Source organism: Marinobacter koreensis (assembly GCF_023156285.1).
Lineage (GTDB): Bacteria > Pseudomonadota > Gammaproteobacteria > Pseudomonadales > Oleiphilaceae > Marinobacter > Marinobacter koreensis.
Genome location: NZ_JAKZAJ010000003.1, coordinates 488,578 through 504,303, shown reverse-complemented (window position 1 = coordinate 504,303; position 15,726 = coordinate 488,578). Strand labels below are relative to the sequence as shown.

The following is a 15,726-nucleotide window of genomic DNA, read 5'->3' as shown; positions in this document are numbered from 1 at the left end:
ATTCCTATTCCGCCGGATCGTATGCGAGGCTCGGCATCAGCCAGCGTTCTGCTTCGGCCCGGGACATGCCTTTACGCTCAGCATAGTCCTCAACCTGATCGGCGCCAATTTTGCCCACGGCAAAATATTTCGATTCCGGATGCGCGAAATACCAGCCGGATACCGCGGCGGTCGGGAACATGGCGAAGTGTTCCGTCAGTTCGATGCCGGTTTCCTCCGTCGCTTTGAGCAGCTCGAAGAGTGTGGCCTTCTCCGTGTGGTCGGGGCAGGCAGGATACCCGGGCGCGGGGCGAATGCCTCGGTAGCGCTCCTTGATCAGGTCATCATTGCCAAGATGTTCGTCGCTGGCATAACCCCAGAATTCCTTGCGAACCCGTTCGTGCATCCGTTCGGCAAAAGCCTCGGCCAACCGGTCGGCCAGGGCCTTGACCATGATCGCGTTGTAGTCGTCGTGCTTGTCCTTGAATTCGAGCGAAAATTCCTCGGCGCCAATACCGGTGGTAACGGCAAAGCCGCCAACGTAATCCGCCTTGCCGGCGTCTTCCGGCGCAACAAAGTCAGACAGTGCCATCATCGGCTTGCCGGGCGCTTTTTCGTCCTGTTGACGCAGGTGGTGCAGGGTGGTCAGTTCGGTCTTCCTGGACTCATCGGTGTAAACGACGATGTCGTCGCCTCGGCGACTGGCCGGCCAGAAGCCGATTACGCCGCGGGCCGTGACGCGCTTCTCGTCAATCATGCGACGAAGGATTTTCTGGGCATCGTCAAACAGGTTGCGCGCCGCTTCGCCGCGTTTGGGGTCGTCAAAGATCGCCGGGTATTTGCCCGAGATGTCCCAGGAGATGAAGAACGGCGTCCAGTCGATGTAATCCACCAGTTCGTTCAGATCATAGTCCTCGAACACCCGGATCCCGGTAAACTCGGGCTTGGGGGGCTGGTAGGTGTCAAAATCCACCTTCGGCGCCCGGTCCCTTGCTTCCTTGAGCGACACCAGTTTGGTCCGGTCGCCACGGTTCTTGCGGCGTTCGCGGATTTCGTCGTATTCGGTGCGGGCGGCATCCACAAAGGACGGCTTGGCCGTCTTGCTGAGCAGCTGGGACGCAACGTTCACGCAGCGGGACGCATCGGAGACGTACAGCGCGATATCGTTCTTGTACTGCGGTTCAATCTTTACCGCCGTGTGGGCCTTGGAGGTGGTTGCGCCACCGATCATCAGGGGGATCTGGAAGTCCAGCCGCTGCATTTCCCGGGCAACGTGGACCATCTCATCCAGCGACGGTGTGATCAGCCCGCTAAGACCGATGATGTCGACGTTCTCTTTCCGGGCGGTCTCCAGAATCTTGTCGCAGGGCACCATGACCCCGAGATCAATGACTTCGTAATTGTTGCACTGGAGTACGACGCCGACGATGTTCTTGCCGATGTCGTGAACATCGCCTTTCACCGTCGCCATCAGAATCTTGCCCTTGGCCTGCTGGTCCTCGGTCTTCTCGGCCTCGATGTAGGGGATCAGGTAGGCAACAGCCTGTTTCATGACACGGGCGCTTTTAACCACCTGGGGCAGGAACATCTTGCCGTCACCGAAGAGGTCGCCAACCACATTCATGCCGGCCATCAGGGGGCCTTCGATCACCTCGATCGGATGTTCTGCCCGCTGGCGACAGGCTTCAGTGTCTTCAATAATGAACGAGGTGATGCCTTTTACCAGGGCATGCTCCAGACGCTTTTCCACGGGCCATTCCCGCCAGGCAAGGTCTTCCTCCTGGGTTTTCCCGCCCTTGCCCTTGAACTTCTCGGCGGCCTCGAGGAGGCGGTCGGTGGCGTCGTCGCGACGGTTGAGTACCACGTCCTCGACCAGCTCTTTCAGGTCCGGTTCGATTTCATCGTAGATCACCAGCTGGCCGGGATTGACGATGCCCATATTCATGCCGGCCTTGATGGCGTGGTACAGGAATACCGAATGAATGGCCTCACGGACCGCATCGTTGCCGCGGAAGGAGAAAGACACGTTGCTGACGCCGCCCGAGATAGAGGCGTGGGGCAGGTTCTTCCTGATCCAGCGGGTAGCTTCGATGAAGTCCACCGCGTAGTTGTTATGCTCTTCAATGCCGGTTGCGATGGCGAAGATGTTGGGGTCGAAGATGATATCGGCCGGATTGAAACCAATGCCGGTCAGCACGTCGTAGGAGCGCTTGCAGATCTGGGTCTTACGCTCGAACGTGTCGGCCTGGCCGTCTTCGTCGAAGGCCATGACCACCACCGCGGCGCCATACCGCATGCAATCCTTCGCCCGCTTGATGAACTCTTCTTCGCCTTCCTTGAGGCTGATGGAGTTCACCACGGCCTTGCCCTGGATGCAGCGAAGTCCGGCTTCAATCACCTCCCACTTGGAGGAGTCGATCATGATGGGAACGCGGGAAATATCCGGTTCTGACGCCACCAGATTCAGGAAGGTCACCATGACCTCCTTGGAATCCAGCATGCCTTCGTCCATGTTGATATCGATGATCTGGGCACCGTTTTCCACCTGGTCCCGGGCTACGCTCAACGCTTCTTCGTACTGTTCTTCCTTGATCAGCCGCAGGAAGCGCTTTGAGCCGGTCACGTTGGTCCGCTCGCCAACGTTGATGAACAGGGTGTTCTCGTCGCCGGTGAAGGGCTCCAGGCCTGCCAGGCGCAGCGCTTCAGGCCGCTGTGGAATCTGCCGGGGGGGATACTTGGCGACCGCCTGGGCGATGGCTTCGATATGATCCGGGCGGGATCCGCAACAGCCGCCGATTATGTTCAGGAAGCCGTCACGGGCAAACCCCTCGATGATCTCGGCCATTTCCTCGGGCGTCTGGTCGTATTCCCCGAACTCATTGGGCAAACCGGCGTTGGGATGGGCTGACACGTAGGTCTCGGCCTTGGTGGCCAGTTCTTCGACATAAGGTCGCAGGGCATCGGCACCGAGGGCACAGTTGAGACCCACGGAAATTGGCTTGGCGTGCGCCACCGAGTTCCAGAACGCCTCTGTGGTCTGGCCGGAGAGCGTGCGGCCGGAGGCGTCGGTAATCGTGCCGGAGATCATGATTGGCAGTTCGACACCGGTGTCCTCGAAATACTGCTGGGTGGCGTAGATGGCCGCCTTGGCGTTCAGTGTGTCGAAGATGGTTTCAATGAGAATCAGATCGGCGCCGCCCTCGACGAGGCCGGAGACCGCTTCGTAATAGTTGTCGACCAGCGTCTGGAAGTCGACGTTCCGGTATCCCGGGTTGTTGACGTCCGGTGAAATGGAGGCGGTGCGGGACGTGGGCCCGACCGCGCCGGCGACGAAGCGGGGTTTGTCGGGATTGCGGGCGGTGAATTCGTCGGCAATATCCCGGGCAAGACGGGCCGAGGCAACGTTCAGTTCGTGGGCCAGTGCTTCGAGACCGTAGTCGGCCTGGGACAACCGGGTGGAGTTGAAGGTGTTGGTCTCGATGATGTCCGCGCCGGCATCCAGATACTCCGCATGAATGTTGCGGAGAAGGGCGGGCTGCGTCAGGTTGAGCAGGTCGTTGTTACCCTGCACCTCCCGTTCGTAATCCTTGAAGCGATCGCCCCGGAACGCTGATTCATCCAGCTTCTGGTTCTGGATCATGGTGCCCATGCCGCCATCAAGAATCACAATGCGTTCTTTGAGGGCCTTGTGCAGTTGCGCCAGTCGGGTAGTGCGATCGCTCATAGGGGAATCATCCGGAAAACGTGAATATCGTCTAAATTCAGTAAGTGGCGCGGGATCATAGCAAAAATGCAACAGTCCGTCTTAGTCCCAGTGGTCATATTGGTGTGTCGGGAATCACGCTACGCCTGTTCGTGATGTACGTGGAAGTCATTACCACTCAAATGCCCGACTATTTTACTTGGTCTTTCATGTTTCCGTGAACTCTCTTAAAATAGAGATCAAATTTCCAGACGGGTAGGAAACATGGCTTTGGTGACTGTGACCGATTCTGCGAGGGACTATCTCGCACAACTCATTGAAAAGCAGGATGTGGAAGGCATGGGCGTCCGGATTTTCGTGACCCAGCCCGGCACACGGAATGCGGAAACCTGCCTGGCGTACTGCCCGCCAAATGAGGTGGTTCCAACGGATGAGCAGCTCGACCTCGAGAAGTTCACCCTTTACCTGGACCACACCTCCGTTCCCTTCCTTGAAGAAGCCTATGTGGACTACTCCAAGGATCAGATGGGCGGGCAGCTGACCATAAAGGCGCCGAATGCCAAGGTGCCGAAGATCGACGATGACGCGCCGCTGCCGGATCGCGTTAACTATATCCTGGCATCTGAGATCAATCCCAATCTTGCCGCCCACGGCGGTGAGGTATCACTTGTCGAGATTGTGGATGAGTCAGTGGCTGTATTGAGGTTCGGTGGTGGATGTCAGGGCTGTTCCGCTGTCAGTCTCACACTCAAACAGGGTGTGGAAACCACGCTGAAGGAACGGGTCCCCGAAATCTCGGCGGTCCGGGATGTCACGGATCACTCCTATACAGAGAACGCCTACTACCAGTGACTCTTTCCTGTCATCGGTACTGATCGCCGCCAAACCGGCACTGAACTCACCTCGTGGAAGGCGGTGCCGGTTTTTCTTCAGCCTGCTGCCGCAATTCCTCCTTTCCGTTGGCTTCACGGCCAATGTCGTTAAAACGCTGCTCCTTCATCATGGGTCACATAAAGTGACACGACAGGCGATTACACTTTCGTCTGACCAATAAAGGCTGAAGGATCCGCGGCACTGACCGCACCGTTTTGACCGGGGTAACTCTTGATTGATCTAGCGCTTCTGTCCGTGCCCGTCATGGCAGCGGTTACCGGCTGGGTGACCAACTGGCTTGCCATCCAGATGTCGTTCTATCCGGTTCATTTCGTCGGGATTGGCGCGATTGGCTGGCAGGGAGTTATTCCCCGCAAAGCGGAAAAAATGGCCCACATCTGCATAGACCGGACCTTGCAGAAGTTTGGTGACCTCAATGCCGTGTATGAAAAGCTCGAACCCCACCAGATTGTCGAGCAGGTCGTTTCCCAGCTGATTCCGCGGGTGGATGAGTACATAGACGAGATCATGTATGAGAACCACCCGGTTCTTTGGGACAACCTGCCGATCTTCCTGAAAAACCGCATTTACCAGTGGGCGAGGGCGGAGCTGCCTTCCCGCATTGAGGAGCTGGTTGAGGATTTCGGCGATGACCTGAGCGATCTGGTGGATCTGAAAGCGCTCCTGAGTCGCGAACTTCAGCAGCATCCAGACCTCATGAACCGGATATTCCAGCAGGCGGGGAGCGTTGAACTTCGGTCAGTGATCAATCTCGGCGCGGTCATCGGCGCTGTGCTGGGGGCACTTATCGTGCCCTTCTGGACACGCTACCCGGAGCCCTGGCTATTGCCCGTTGCGGGTTTTGCCGTGGGATTCATTACCAACTGGCTGGCGATCAATCTGATCTTTGCCCCGGTGGAGCCCCGTCGTTTTCTGTTCTGGAAGGTGCAGGGACTATTCCTGCGACGACAGCCTGAAATCAGTGATGTCTGGGCCCGGCTGGTCGCGGAAGAACTGATTACGGTCGAGAAGGTCGCGGACGCGATGGTCAACGGCGCCCAGGGCGACCGGACCCGCGCAATCATCCAGAAACATCTGCGACCCTTGCTCGATAATTCGCCGGTTCTTAAGACGGTGACCCAGGTGTCGGTCGGGGTGACCGGCTATACCGAGCTGAAAAAGGCGCTCTATCAGAAAGCCGTGGTCGCCACCGGCGAAGTGTTCTCTGACCCGGCGTTTAACCGGGGGCGGGCGCCTGTCGTTGCGCAGGTGCTGGCGGGGCAGATGAAAGCCCTCGGGCCGGATGAGTTCCAGGGCATACTCCGGCCTGCCTTTCACGAAGAAGAACTGCAGCTGATGCTCGTGGGAGGGATCTTTGGTGCCGTCGGCGGGCTGATCCAGTTCGTTTGCCTGAACTACCTGGTTTTCTGATTTCCGGTCACAGACAGTTGGTCGGTCGGGGCAGGCCGGCAATTCGGCAGGCGGTCTTCGCCGGCGTGCCCGGAAAAAGCTGCATCAGATAGATGCTGTTACCTTTCTCTTCTCCCATCGATTCCCGCACGGCTTTCACAAACAACCGGTTGGACGGTGGCGACACTTCGTGTTTGTTATAAAAATCACGAAGGAACTCTATGATTTCCCAGTGCCTTTCTGAGAGATCGAGGTTGTCCTCCGCAGCAATTACAATGGCAATATCCGGCGTCCAGGTATGAGCGTCTTCAAGAAAGCCTTCGTTGTTGCGTTCAGGGAGCGTTTGATCGGTCATAGGTCACCAGCTGATTATCTGTTCGGCCTCGGTGGTCAGTTTCACCATACCCTCGAAATCGACGGGAGAGAGCGTTCCTCCGGCCACCTCGACGGCCCGTGCTTCCAGATCGGCCCGGAGTGCGTAGACGGGCCCGGCGAAGCCCGTGAACCGGTCTGAAGCGGCAGCGAGCACGCCGTCTTCCGTGAGCAGTAGTGCGTCTTCCGATCCCAGAGAAGCAAGGCAACGGTTGAACCGAGGGTGGTCCGGAGTCTTGTTCAGAATGTGGAGCGTACGAATGGATGCCATCGTCGTTGGTCTCATCCGGCAAATACGGTGTGTTTGTATTGGTTGAGCAGTTCGGGTCCGAGTTCTACCTGGCTAACGCTGGCAATCAGTTCATCTTCGGTGAGGCCGTAGGTCTGACAATCGCGACCATCAGCGAGTAACGCCTCCACCCCGAAAATCGGCGCTGCCGACAGGTTCTTCTCAACGGATTTTTGCGAAATACCCTCCGGTGACTGTCCCTTGCGCAACCAGTTCACTCCGGCGCCAATGAAAAGCAGGGTGACCGACTGATCGAAAGCCGCCAGCGAAAAGGCCATGTCCAGCCCCTCACGGCCGCTCCAGTCTCCATAGGGTGCAGAGTCAATAATGATCAGTGTGCTCATGCCCTGGATCCCCCATGAAAGTAAATCACCCGGGAGGAGCGCAGGCCGCTCTCTACCCATTCGCCGAGACCGGCAATGATAAAGGGTGGGCGTATGTTATGGGCAGACAGTTCATAACGCTTCTGCTCGCCCTCATCCACGATGCCCCGGCGTAATGCAGATGCGATGCAGACAATCCCCGGAATATTGTGGGCCTGAAGGAGCTGTGACCACTCCCGGGGCCAATGGGACTCATCCGACGGTGGCGAAGAGAGCGAGGAGGCCACATGGACCCCATCTCCGTAAAGGAAGATTCGATCGATTCGGTGGCCGCTTGCCAGCGCCGCTTTGGCAAAGCCCAGTGCGGTTTGTGGTGCCTGGGAGCTGTAAGGGGCTCCGGTAATCACGATTGTGAATGAAAAGGGCTCAGAGTGCTGCATGGTCGGTCGATACCCGGTCTGGAACGGTCTTCAGTTTACAGAATGAAAAAGCCCCGGCAAGGCCGGGGCTTTTGAACTGTCTGTATCAGCGTCTGTTGAATCAGTCTTCGCCGCTGAAGGCAGCCAGAAGCTGCAGCAGACTGATGAACAGGTTGTAGATGGCAACGTACAGACCAATGGTTGCGATCACGTAGTTCCGCTCGCCGCCTTTGATGATCTGGCTGGTCTCGAACAGGATCATCACCGATGCGAAGATCGTGAAGCCTGCAGACACCGCCAGCTGCAGGGCAGAGCTTTGCATGAAAAACGCGAGCAGCATCGCGCCGATCAGGACGAAGGCACCCGCAGTCAGGAAACTGGACAGGAAGCTGAAGTCCTTTTTGGTAATCAGCGCTGTCGCCGAAAGGCCGACGAACGCGACGGCGGTCAGGGTCAGTGCCTGAGCCACGATCTGGGAGGCACCGGCCGCCACGAAGGCACCGATGATCGGGCCCAGCGTGTAACCCATGAAACCGGTCAGGGCGAAGGTGGTAACGATACCCCAGGGGCTGTTCTTCAGCTTGTAAGTTGCAAACAGGAGACCGAAGTACCCGACGAGGGTAATCAGGAAGCCCGGATGGGTTCCGTTCATGTTGAGGAATGCGGTGAGGGCTGAGAAAGCCAGGGTCATGCCGAGTAGCATGTAGGTGTTCCGCAGAACCTTCATCGCGTCCGTGCTGATACCTGTACTCGCACGCTCCGCCTCGGGCGCTGAATACGCACCCTGCTGGTTCTGAACGCCGAATCGTCTGTTTTCCATTGTCATCTCCGTTTAATAACGACTGGATCTTGAGGTCATCATAGTGTCAGTTTCACAACTTTCAATCATTTACGACAGGAAAGTCCCGTCTGGATTCCATTAAAAACCGTTAATGTTTTAAATTCGGGTCAGAATTATGCAAGGCGTTGACAGCACATGGAATTCGGGTATCATGCACACCGCTGTCGCAACGACGGCAATGGTTTAAACGGTGGGCTGGCAGAGTGGCTGAATGCAGCGGTCTTGAAAACCGCCGAAGGTTAGTAGCCTTCCCGGGGTTCGAATCCCTGGCCCACCGCCATTTTTCTCATCAAAACAATCGCTTACAGGTCAGAAAATAATTTACGTTCCATAAAACGTGCCATCCCAAAAATGGTTAATTTCTGCTCAACGTAAGCACCGCTCGCAAGGACTGCCACGCGGTTGCGACACCTGCCTAGTGGTGTGACTGTCAGGGAGAGACTGACGCTTTCTCCTCTCTGGTTTAACTGGTCACCAAGCCGTTCTGAATTGACTCCTTGCCATATCATATCCACGCTTTAGTGAACTCTGTAACAGGCGGTTGATATGAAGTACTTAAGCCTATGTTTAGTTCTGATCTTCAGCGGTTGCGCGGCCATCGAGCCAATTTTGAACCCCAAAAGCAAACAAGAAATTTTGGATGATAAGGTTGATGCTTGGGCGGCTACACAGTCGGTGCAGTTGTCTAAGGCATTTGAGCAGGGATTTCCTCTTCACAGGCAAGTCACTCCCGAGAGTGCACCTAAAACCGAATGGCTAAGCGCGGTGCAGTTGGCAGAGCTTCAACAAGAACTTCAGAAAATCTCTGATAGTTCGATGAAAGAGAGGCTGAAAAATTACGATAAGTCGATGCAGGAGTTGCGGGCAACTTATGATGGCATGGCCAACGTTTTATTTACGATAAAAAGCTCAGCAAATTTTATTGATTCCAAAATCAGTCGAGCAGGATTTGCATTACCTGACGATTTAAACTTGCATGCTGCCCAGCTATTTACCCACTGCAAAACGCTCGGCATTGCGATCGAAAATTGTTCGGCTGAGGTGGTCGGAGAGAGAGTAGTAAGAGAGCAATTTTATTCAGATCATCCTGAAATTTCTGAATACCGAAATTGGTTATCAGATTCGGCGCAGTCTATCGAGTCCGCTAGACATACCATTGCACAGTATGGCCTTGATGAAGAAGCAGAGTCTTATCTGTCCCGCGCCAGAGCCGCAGGCTGTAATGAAGTGACACAGTTTAATTTTTGGGGTGATAATTTCGCCTTGTCTCGCTCCGTTCCATATAGCGGCGAGATGCCAGAAGAAGAAAGCGTGTATGACCTGGCAGGCTTCAAGGTATTGCAGTCAACTAACGATGGAATTTTGCTGCAACCTAATTACTCTGACGCCTACAACGCGCAACCTATATTTGTCCGAATAGATCGTGAATACGTCGATGGGTTCACCTTTCAGCGTTGGGATCAGCTAGTCTGCTTTACCGGCAACACTAAACAGTATTCGTCGATTCTTGGCACAAACCGAAAGGTCTATTCGTTCGAGGCGATAGAAGACAGCAATAAATACTATTTTTTGCCGTGGGGCAGTTGATGGGGTTGTGAATAGGTGAGGGTTTTTTGATCGTTGCGGAGACCACCCACAAACCGCATTCCACCAACGCGCACCGCTGCGCTCTTTAAGCCTTTCGGCTGTTCAGATCCTGCCTGATCCTGTCAGACAGGGAATTACCGTGCGGGACTGCCCCTAAGTGGTCAGCCAACCGCTTGCCAATCGAGTCAGAAAACGTACCGGACAGTTTCGCGTTGAAGAACTCCGCGCGCGTCATGGTGCCGCCGGTCGCCTTGTATTCGTCAAAATCCATATCATCGACTGCGTATCTGCGCTGTTTCATGCCACCACCTCCAGTTGCCCGGATTCATTCAGGCGCTGATAACCGGTTGCGGCGACCAGGCGCGCATAGTCATTGGCCGCAACCTCTACAATTTCTCCGGCCTTCCACCGAATACCGGCTACGCCTTGGCCGTGTTCGCCGTTGTTGCGAATGCGCACGACGTTACTTTCTCGGAACTCCGGCACCAGGTCGGCTAATGCCTCACGGGCTTGCTCGAGCTGGGCCAGATCCGTGTCAGCTCTGATGCGTTCTTCTGCGGTGGCGTCCAGTGCGGCGGTGAACTTTTCGTATTTCTTCGGCGCAATCCAGGCCGCCCATTGGGTCAGGTCGGCATGATGCAGATGGTTGTGCCAGTCATCAGCAGCGGGCCATTCGATCAATGACAATGGCGCTTTGCCCTGAATCGCTCCGACAATCGCCCCGGCAATCTGTCCAGCCTGGGCAGGCTTCAGGCCATGATGCTTAGCCGTGCTGTGTAGGGATTCAATCAGCCATTTACCATCCCGCGTGCCGGGGTTGTTCAGCAGGGCGGCATAGGTGGCGATGATTCCTCCAATGGCGTCAGGTGCCGGCGTGTCAGCCCCGTCGATCATGGCCACCAATTGAGGCCGGACAGTATCGGCGTTGGCCTTCTGGCTGGCCTGTTCCTGTCGTTCGCTGGCGTCCTGAATGGCAGCCTCCAGCATCGGCAAAAGGCTATCGTGGGCTCTCTGGGCTTCGGTCGCGTAGTCGTTCATCTTGCTCATGGTTTCGGCTCTCTCTTGGCTGCGGTGCATGGTTAAAGTAGTTTCGAGTAATCCCAAATTTGCGAGCCGTGCGCGTTCAGGGCAATCACCCCGGCGGCGGCGTTGGCCCTGTCGTCATGGGCTCCCGGTGGGTGATTCACGCTGTCCCGGCCAGCTCTGGAAGTCTTGCGCTCAAGGCCTGAAAACTGAGTGATTAGCCGATCATCGGGTGGCAACTCGACACGGCCTGACGTGAGCGCGGGCAGGGCGTCCAGGTACAGCTCAGAGCGGGGCTTGGGGCTGTATTCGATGGTGATCCCGTGCTTTGCGAACTCATCAGCAGGCCAGGAACCGGCGTACTTGTCTGAATGCGCCTGCCGGATACCGTAAGCCTTCATCAGTGCGGCATACTCGGCGGTGATTTCTGAGGGGACACCCTTCTGAGCGCGTACCAGATCTACAATGACGCGCGAATCCTCCCGGTGCCCTATGCTCATGGTGTATTCATCCTGTCCACCGCCAGCAGGGTCAGCAAAAGCAAAGTATCTGTGCCGGGAGTTATAGGGCAGTTCCAGCGGGTCAGAGCGGGTGACACCTTCGACCACCTCGCGGTTAATGAATGCCTCAAGATCAGAGCGAAACTGTGCCCCATACTCAGCCTTCGCGGCTTCAGGGTCGCGTGTGAAGGCCTGATCTATCACGCGTTGGGGCAGGCTTGGATTCATAACCTTGCTGGGTGCCTGGGCAACTAACACGCTATTGTCATGCAGGCCAAAGTACCGCCGGTATGTGTCCCAAAGTGCGCCCCGTTTGCTGTAGGGACTGGAGAGGGCAATCAGTTTGCCTTCCAGGGTGGCCATTGCCGGGCGTATGGCGTTCAGGATCTCAAAGTCAGGGTTTGCGCTGTCCTCGGATCTCCAGAACGCTATTTCATCCGCGATACAGCAGGCCACGGTATAGCCGCGCGTTGCCCGGAAACTGGCGGTGTGCACTTCAATGGCGGTGCGGTTGGTAAGCTCGATTGATTCCTTGTCCTCACGGGCAACCATTGCAGCCAGCATCGGGTTAGATTCAATCAGGCCGCTGATATACCGGAACACTGAGCGGGCTTGCTTGCGATCAGCCGCCAGGATCATCACGGTTGCGACTTCGCCAGGGCTTAGCCGGTCGGTGTAGTCATTGAAGGCCGCCTCAAAGACTGCCAGCAATGCCGCACACTGACTTTTCCCGCCTCTGCGCCCAACCACCAGCCATAGTTCATCAAAGGCGCTTTGAGGGACGCTCTTGCGGCCTGTCAGGCTCAGGAAGTCCGGGCGCTCGTCATCGGTCAGGGGAAGGCCATAGAAACCCGCCAGCAATGCGCGCCATGCGCTCCAGGTATCACCGGAGAATTGACCACCGAACAACTCCGGGGCAGTCATTGCATCCCGAATGGTGACGCTCATGCGTTGGCCTGCTTGGCTTTGAGGTAGTCTTGAAGGTTGGGTATGTCGCGGGCCACTCGATCCAGGCCAATTGTCTTGAGCAAGCCAATCAGCGTGTTAGTTGCCTGGGTGAGCTTGCCTTGGTCGATTTCTTCGCCCCGGCTCAGGGCTGCGTGTTGCTGTTCTATGATTGCCTCCATCCAAACCACCTGTTTGCAAAGAGACCGGCGCTGATAGCTCAGGCTCTCGTTACCGCCTAAATCGGTGGTGAGATCCTGATAGCGTTGGTTCACTGCCTGGGCCAACCGTGTCCGCCCATCCAGCCGTTGCAGCCAGTCCGGTGAGTAGGTCGGTGGTATCTCGGAGTTTTTCGCCATATTTGTCACGCTTCATGCCTCTTTATGGCACCTATAATGGCACGTATGCAAAGGCAAGGCAACGCCAGATCATATAGATAGTGCGGGTGTGGCGGTTGGTGTGTCCGCCTTATCGGGTTTAGAGGGTAGTGGTGCGATTGGGCCGGGTTTTTCTGCCTGTAGTCCTGACCACTTTCCGCCCTCATCACTTCATTCTTTAGCCATGCTTGGGTGTACGGTAATTCGTTGTGCCCCAAGGGCTGAGGGCCAACTTACACCTAAATACACCCGCTCCAGGTGTACGGTAATCCCTTGGTACACAAGGGCTCCGGCCTCAAATACACCCATAAGACGAAATTTCTTTTTTTTATCTCTCTGTGTACCTGTCATTTTTTCTATATCAGGAATTTGGGTGTACGGGTGTAAATAAGCCTTCCCGCATACTCTCCCAAGGGTTTTACGTACACCTAAACTGGGTGTAAGTAGGTGTACGGTGGTGTACGGTAGACACAAAAAAGGGGCCTCCCGCCCCTCGATCACACTGCCGCCCGGCTGATGTATCGTTCCCGCTTGCCTTCGACTTGTTTTTCAAGCTCTCCGGCGGTCATCATCCGGTCAATCAATTCGCTGAAACGGTCGCGCGTCATATCTCTGGCCTGCATTTCCTCCCAGCCTTTGGGCTTGGTGACAAGGTGTTTCAAGCGGCTCAGCGGCAGCCCTGTAGTCTTGCAGTTGCGGTGGATGGTCTGGCGGGCATGTTGCATTACCTGCTTTTCCTGCGCCCCGTCTGAGTCGCTGTAGGCTTTCAGAAGAATATAGCTCACGTCCTCAATGGATCTCCGAACCAATGCATGAGCATAGCGCGCGTGCTCCAGGGTGATTGTCCCGGTTTCAAGTGCCAGTATTGTTGCCACCCGGTAAAGGTGTTCCGGCGCTCTGGCATAGATACCACCGGCAATGTGGTGGTTTAGTTGGTCGTCGTCTTCATACCAGTCTATGCACTCGTCCAGGTAATCGGCGGCCTCGTCAGTGGCTGCAACGGTGCAACCGCTCCGGCGGATTTCTGCCAATCCGGTAGTAATGTTCAGCTCACACTCTGCCAGTTCGTGTTCATCAACCGGGGTGCGGCGAAGTTTGGCCCGCGTGTCTGGGCAGCGGGTGATAAGGGTCCGGCCCAAAAACCCGCTTGAGATATTGTCCAGCTTTATGAAGGCGTCCAGCCGCTCGGGCACTGAATGCCCCATCATGCTGAAAAATGGGTCCGGCAGTCCGTTCTCCAGCCAATCAAGGCGGCGCTGGGCTTTGTCCAGAGCCCGTTCCATCTGTACTGCCTTTTCCTCATCCTCTCCGGCATCCTCTACCGCCTTCTCCAGTTGCTTTACGTGCTTCTGGTATATCTCGGTGAGGGCGCGTTTCTCCATGCCTCGGAACGTGTAAAGCTCGGTGGTGTTCATGGTCAGAATTTCAGCTTCCATCTTGCTCTCATAGTTCTGAGCCTTGCCGCTCTTAATGGAGTCAAAAAAGCTGTGCACTTCATCCACGATGTAAAGGCTTGCCCCGTCCCCGTCTAGCAGGTTGTAAATCAGATCCCGAAAGCTCCCCGCGTTGCCGTGAATAAGGTTTGAGCAGTATTGCTCATGGGCCATGCGCTTTACCCCGTCCTGGGCTTTCTCTTTACCGGCGGCAGTGGGTGCTATGGCAAGTGTCATCAGATTGAGCTTGTTGGTGTAGATGCTCCGGCGCTTGCGACCTACCAGGGCCATCAATTGCAGGGCAGCGAAGGGGTACAGCTCCGGGCGGGGCCTCCGGGCGGTCAACTTCATATACCGGCAGATCTCCCCGGCAATGCCTGGGGGTGTCAGCAGGTCCACTCCGGCAGGGCTTGGTGCCTTGGGTGAGTCCACTTGTTCGGGCTCATCTATTACGGCGCTAATATCCGCTCTCGGTGTGTCCTTGGCAGCCATGTATTCCCGCTGGCGCTGTTTCTGACCATCCGGGTCAACCAGGCTGGCCAGTGCTGGGATAGCCTGTTGAACGTCTCCGGCGTAGTCCAGGCAGCAGATCACATCGAACATATCCAAGGCATGGCCGCTATGATTGAGCTGTGACAGCGGGTCTGTTTCGCCGTGGTGAGAGTAGGCAATCTGGCGGCCCTCGCTTTCCAGAACGATAACCCCCGGCGTCTTGGTGCTGCTTTGGGGGCTCAGATACCGCCGGCCCATTTTGATGTAACCGCGCGCCTGTAGCTCTCCCTCCATTTCAAAGGCAGCGTTTACCTTGTCGATGATTCCGCCCTCAGCACCGGCTAAAGATGCAGGCCTGGGCTTGAGTTTCGCGGCCTTCGCCTGGGCTTCTTCTTCGGCTTGGCGCTCCATTTCCTCTGCCAGCTCATCACCCCAGCAGGTTGAAGGCTCCAAAAGGCCGGTTTTGTGGGTGTGGTGTTGGTAGAAATCACCGCGATTGGGCAGGTAGCAGGGCTGGCCAGTCCTTTCCGTTGCGCGGTCTGGCGTGATCCCGACTGATTGTAGTTTGTCATTCAGGATCTTCTGATAAACTGGCCATTCCGCGCCTGACACTGGACTTGCGAGCGGTATCAGGATTCGGGCCTTTTGGCGCTCCTCGGTGGCGCTTTTGCTTGTGTAGGCCATAAATGCACCCGGGATGCAGTCACGGGAGCGTTCTTTCATTTCTTCGAACGTGACCCCGTCCGGCTCGTCAATGTCTGCCCACAATGCCCAAAACTCACCATCATGGCGCTGCTCTGCGTGAACGCGACTCAGCAACGTAGACGGGATGAACCATTGGCCTTCTGATTTAGCCACGCTGAGGGGGGCTTTCAGCATGCGGCCAATTTCGCGAAGGGTTACAGTCTCCAGCGGCTTCGGATTCCGTTTGTGGTTCGGGCTGTGGTATGCGCCAAAGCCACTGCACAAATTCTGTTCAGCGGTGCTATACTGTTTTTGCCCGTTCTCGGTGACTGCCCCCGTATGCTGCCCGGCTGCGGGGGTTGTTCGTTCTGGCTCTGTCATTTCGCCCCCTTTGGAAATCCCATTTCTGTAGCAATTCGGTCAGCTTCCTGGCGGTTATAGCCCTGTTTCTCGATGTACTTCCTCAAGCTCCGGCG

14 protein-coding genes and 1 tRNA gene are annotated in these 15,726 nt (G+C 56.3%); 4 read left to right on the top strand and 11 right to left on the bottom strand.

The genetic code is table 11. The annotated features are described in order from the left end of the window. Positions 1-4: 4 nt before the first annotated feature. Entirely contained in the window at positions 5-3,703 is a 3,699-nt protein-coding gene (metH, locus tag MLD04_RS10655; protein WP_248158007.1) for a methionine synthase, read from the bottom strand. A 243-nt stretch (positions 3,704-3,946) separates the two neighbouring features. Here metH and nfuA point away from each other — a divergent pair, with 243 nt between their 5' ends. Both nfuA and MLD04_RS10645 read left to right on the top strand, forming a co-directional pair. After that, on the top strand, positions 3,947-4,534 hold the full coding sequence (gene nfuA / locus MLD04_RS10650; protein WP_248158005.1) for a Fe-S biogenesis protein NfuA: 588 nt from the start codon (positions 3,947-3,949) through the stop codon (positions 4,532-4,534). 252 nt (positions 4,535-4,786) lie between these two features. Continuing rightward, positions 4,787-5,986 carry a DUF445 domain-containing protein gene (locus tag MLD04_RS10645; RefSeq protein ID WP_248158003.1) on the top strand — a complete coding sequence of 400 codons (1,200 nt, stop codon included), beginning with the start codon at positions 4,787-4,789 and terminating at the stop codon, positions 5,984-5,986. 7 nt (positions 5,987-5,993) lie between these two features. Here the strand turns inward: MLD04_RS10645 and MLD04_RS10640 are convergent, their stop codons facing one another. The 5 genes from MLD04_RS10640 to MLD04_RS10620 form a co-directional block, all read right to left on the bottom strand. Further along, positions 5,994-6,320 (bottom strand): TusE/DsrC/DsvC family sulfur relay protein, encoded by a 327-nt coding sequence (locus MLD04_RS10640; protein ID WP_248158001.1) that lies wholly within the window; start codon positions 6,318-6,320, stop codon positions 5,994-5,996. A gap of 3 nt (positions 6,321-6,323) precedes the next feature. Beyond that, positions 6,324-6,608 carry a sulfurtransferase complex subunit TusB gene (tusB, locus tag MLD04_RS10635; RefSeq protein WP_248157999.1) on the bottom strand — a complete coding sequence of 95 codons (285 nt, stop codon included), beginning with the start codon at positions 6,606-6,608 and terminating at the stop codon, positions 6,324-6,326. An 11-nt stretch (positions 6,609-6,619) separates the two neighbouring features. Continuing rightward, the gene (locus MLD04_RS10630; RefSeq protein WP_248157990.1) at positions 6,620-6,970 is read right to left on the bottom strand and encodes a DsrE family protein; all 351 of its coding nucleotides are present in this window, start codon (positions 6,968-6,970) and stop codon (positions 6,620-6,622) included. Then, positions 6,967-7,389, bottom strand: a complete 423-nt coding sequence (gene tusD / locus MLD04_RS10625) for a sulfurtransferase complex subunit TusD (protein ID WP_248157988.1) — start codon at positions 7,387-7,389, stop codon at positions 6,967-6,969. Before tusD ends, MLD04_RS10630 begins: the two co-directional genes overlap by 4 nt. A gap of 100 nt (positions 7,390-7,489) precedes the next feature. Continuing rightward, positions 7,490-8,188 carry a Bax inhibitor-1/YccA family protein gene (locus tag MLD04_RS10620; protein WP_248157983.1) on the bottom strand — a complete coding sequence of 233 codons (699 nt, stop codon included), beginning with the start codon at positions 8,186-8,188 and terminating at the stop codon, positions 7,490-7,492. 210 nt (positions 8,189-8,398) lie between these two features. Between MLD04_RS10620 and MLD04_RS10615 the strand changes: the two genes are divergently transcribed. Next, positions 8,399-8,489 (top strand) — tRNA-Ser (locus tag MLD04_RS10615). Between the two features lie 266 nt (positions 8,490-8,755). Then, positions 8,756-9,796, top strand: a complete 1,041-nt coding sequence (locus tag MLD04_RS10610; protein ID WP_248157982.1) for a hypothetical protein — start codon at positions 8,756-8,758, stop codon at positions 9,794-9,796. Positions 9,797-9,881: 85 nt separating this feature from the next. Here the strand turns inward: MLD04_RS10610 and MLD04_RS10605 are convergent, their stop codons facing one another. The 5 genes from MLD04_RS10605 to MLD04_RS10585 all read right to left on the bottom strand — a co-directional run bounded on the left by MLD04_RS10605 (position 9,882) and on the right by MLD04_RS10585 (position 15,445). Then, entirely contained in the window at positions 9,882-10,097 is a 216-nt protein-coding gene (locus tag MLD04_RS10605; protein ID WP_248157979.1) for a hypothetical protein, read from the bottom strand. Beyond that, on the bottom strand, positions 10,094-10,843 hold the full coding sequence (locus tag MLD04_RS10600) for a hypothetical protein (RefSeq protein WP_248157977.1): 750 nt from the start codon (positions 10,841-10,843) through the stop codon (positions 10,094-10,096). The genes MLD04_RS10605 and MLD04_RS10600 overlap by 4 nt, the downstream gene beginning before the upstream one ends. A gap of 32 nt (positions 10,844-10,875) precedes the next feature. Further along, positions 10,876-12,267, bottom strand: coding sequence for a hypothetical protein (locus tag MLD04_RS10595; protein WP_248157976.1), 1,392 nt, complete (start codon positions 12,265-12,267; stop codon positions 10,876-10,878). Further along, positions 12,264-12,623: a hypothetical protein gene (locus MLD04_RS10590; RefSeq protein ID WP_248157975.1), complete on the bottom strand. Its 360-nt coding sequence runs from the start codon at positions 12,621-12,623 to the stop codon at positions 12,264-12,266. Before MLD04_RS10590 ends, MLD04_RS10595 begins: the two co-directional genes overlap by 4 nt. Before the next feature lie 515 nt (positions 12,624-13,138). Then, a complete protein-coding gene (locus MLD04_RS10585; protein WP_248157974.1) occupies positions 13,139-15,445 on the bottom strand; it encodes a YfjI family protein in 2,307 nt (768 codons plus the stop codon). Positions 15,446-15,726: the final 281 nt, after the last annotated feature.

Excerpts from the sequence above, each read along its gene's own strand:
- metH (WP_248158007.1), bottom strand. The coding sequence starts at position 3,703 with ATGAGCGATCGCACTACCCGACTGGCGCAACTGCACAAGGCCCTCAAA.
- nfuA (WP_248158005.1), top strand. The coding sequence starts at position 3,947 with ATGGCTTTGGTGACTGTGACCGATTCTGCGAGGGACTATCTCGCACAA.
- MLD04_RS10640 (WP_248158001.1), bottom strand. The coding sequence starts at position 6,320 with ATGACCGATCAAACGCTCCCTGAACGCAACAACGAAGGCTTTCTTGAA.
- tusB (WP_248157999.1), bottom strand. The coding sequence starts at position 6,608 with ATGGCATCCATTCGTACGCTCCACATTCTGAACAAGACTCCGGACCAC.
- MLD04_RS10630 (WP_248157990.1), bottom strand. The coding sequence starts at position 6,970 with ATGAGCACACTGATCATTATTGACTCTGCACCCTATGGAGACTGGAGC.
- tusD (WP_248157988.1), bottom strand. The coding sequence starts at position 7,389 with ATGCAGCACTCTGAGCCCTTTTCATTCACAATCGTGATTACCGGAGCC.
- MLD04_RS10620 (WP_248157983.1), bottom strand. The coding sequence starts at position 8,188 with ATGGAAAACAGACGATTCGGCGTTCAGAACCAGCAGGGTGCGTATTCA.
- MLD04_RS10610 (WP_248157982.1), top strand. The coding sequence starts at position 8,756 with ATGAAGTACTTAAGCCTATGTTTAGTTCTGATCTTCAGCGGTTGCGCG.
- MLD04_RS10605 (WP_248157979.1), bottom strand. The coding sequence starts at position 10,097 with ATGAAACAGCGCAGATACGCAGTCGATGATATGGATTTTGACGAATAC.
- MLD04_RS10600 (WP_248157977.1), bottom strand. The coding sequence starts at position 10,843 with ATGAGCAAGATGAACGACTACGCGACCGAAGCCCAGAGAGCCCACGAT.
- MLD04_RS10595 (WP_248157976.1), bottom strand. The coding sequence starts at position 12,267 with ATGAGCGTCACCATTCGGGATGCAATGACTGCCCCGGAGTTGTTCGGT.
- MLD04_RS10590 (WP_248157975.1), bottom strand. The coding sequence starts at position 12,623 with ATGGCGAAAAACTCCGAGATACCACCGACCTACTCACCGGACTGGCTG.
- MLD04_RS10585 (WP_248157974.1), bottom strand. The coding sequence starts at position 15,445 with ATGCTGAAAGCCCCCCTCAGCGTGGCTAAATCAGAAGGCCAATGGTTC.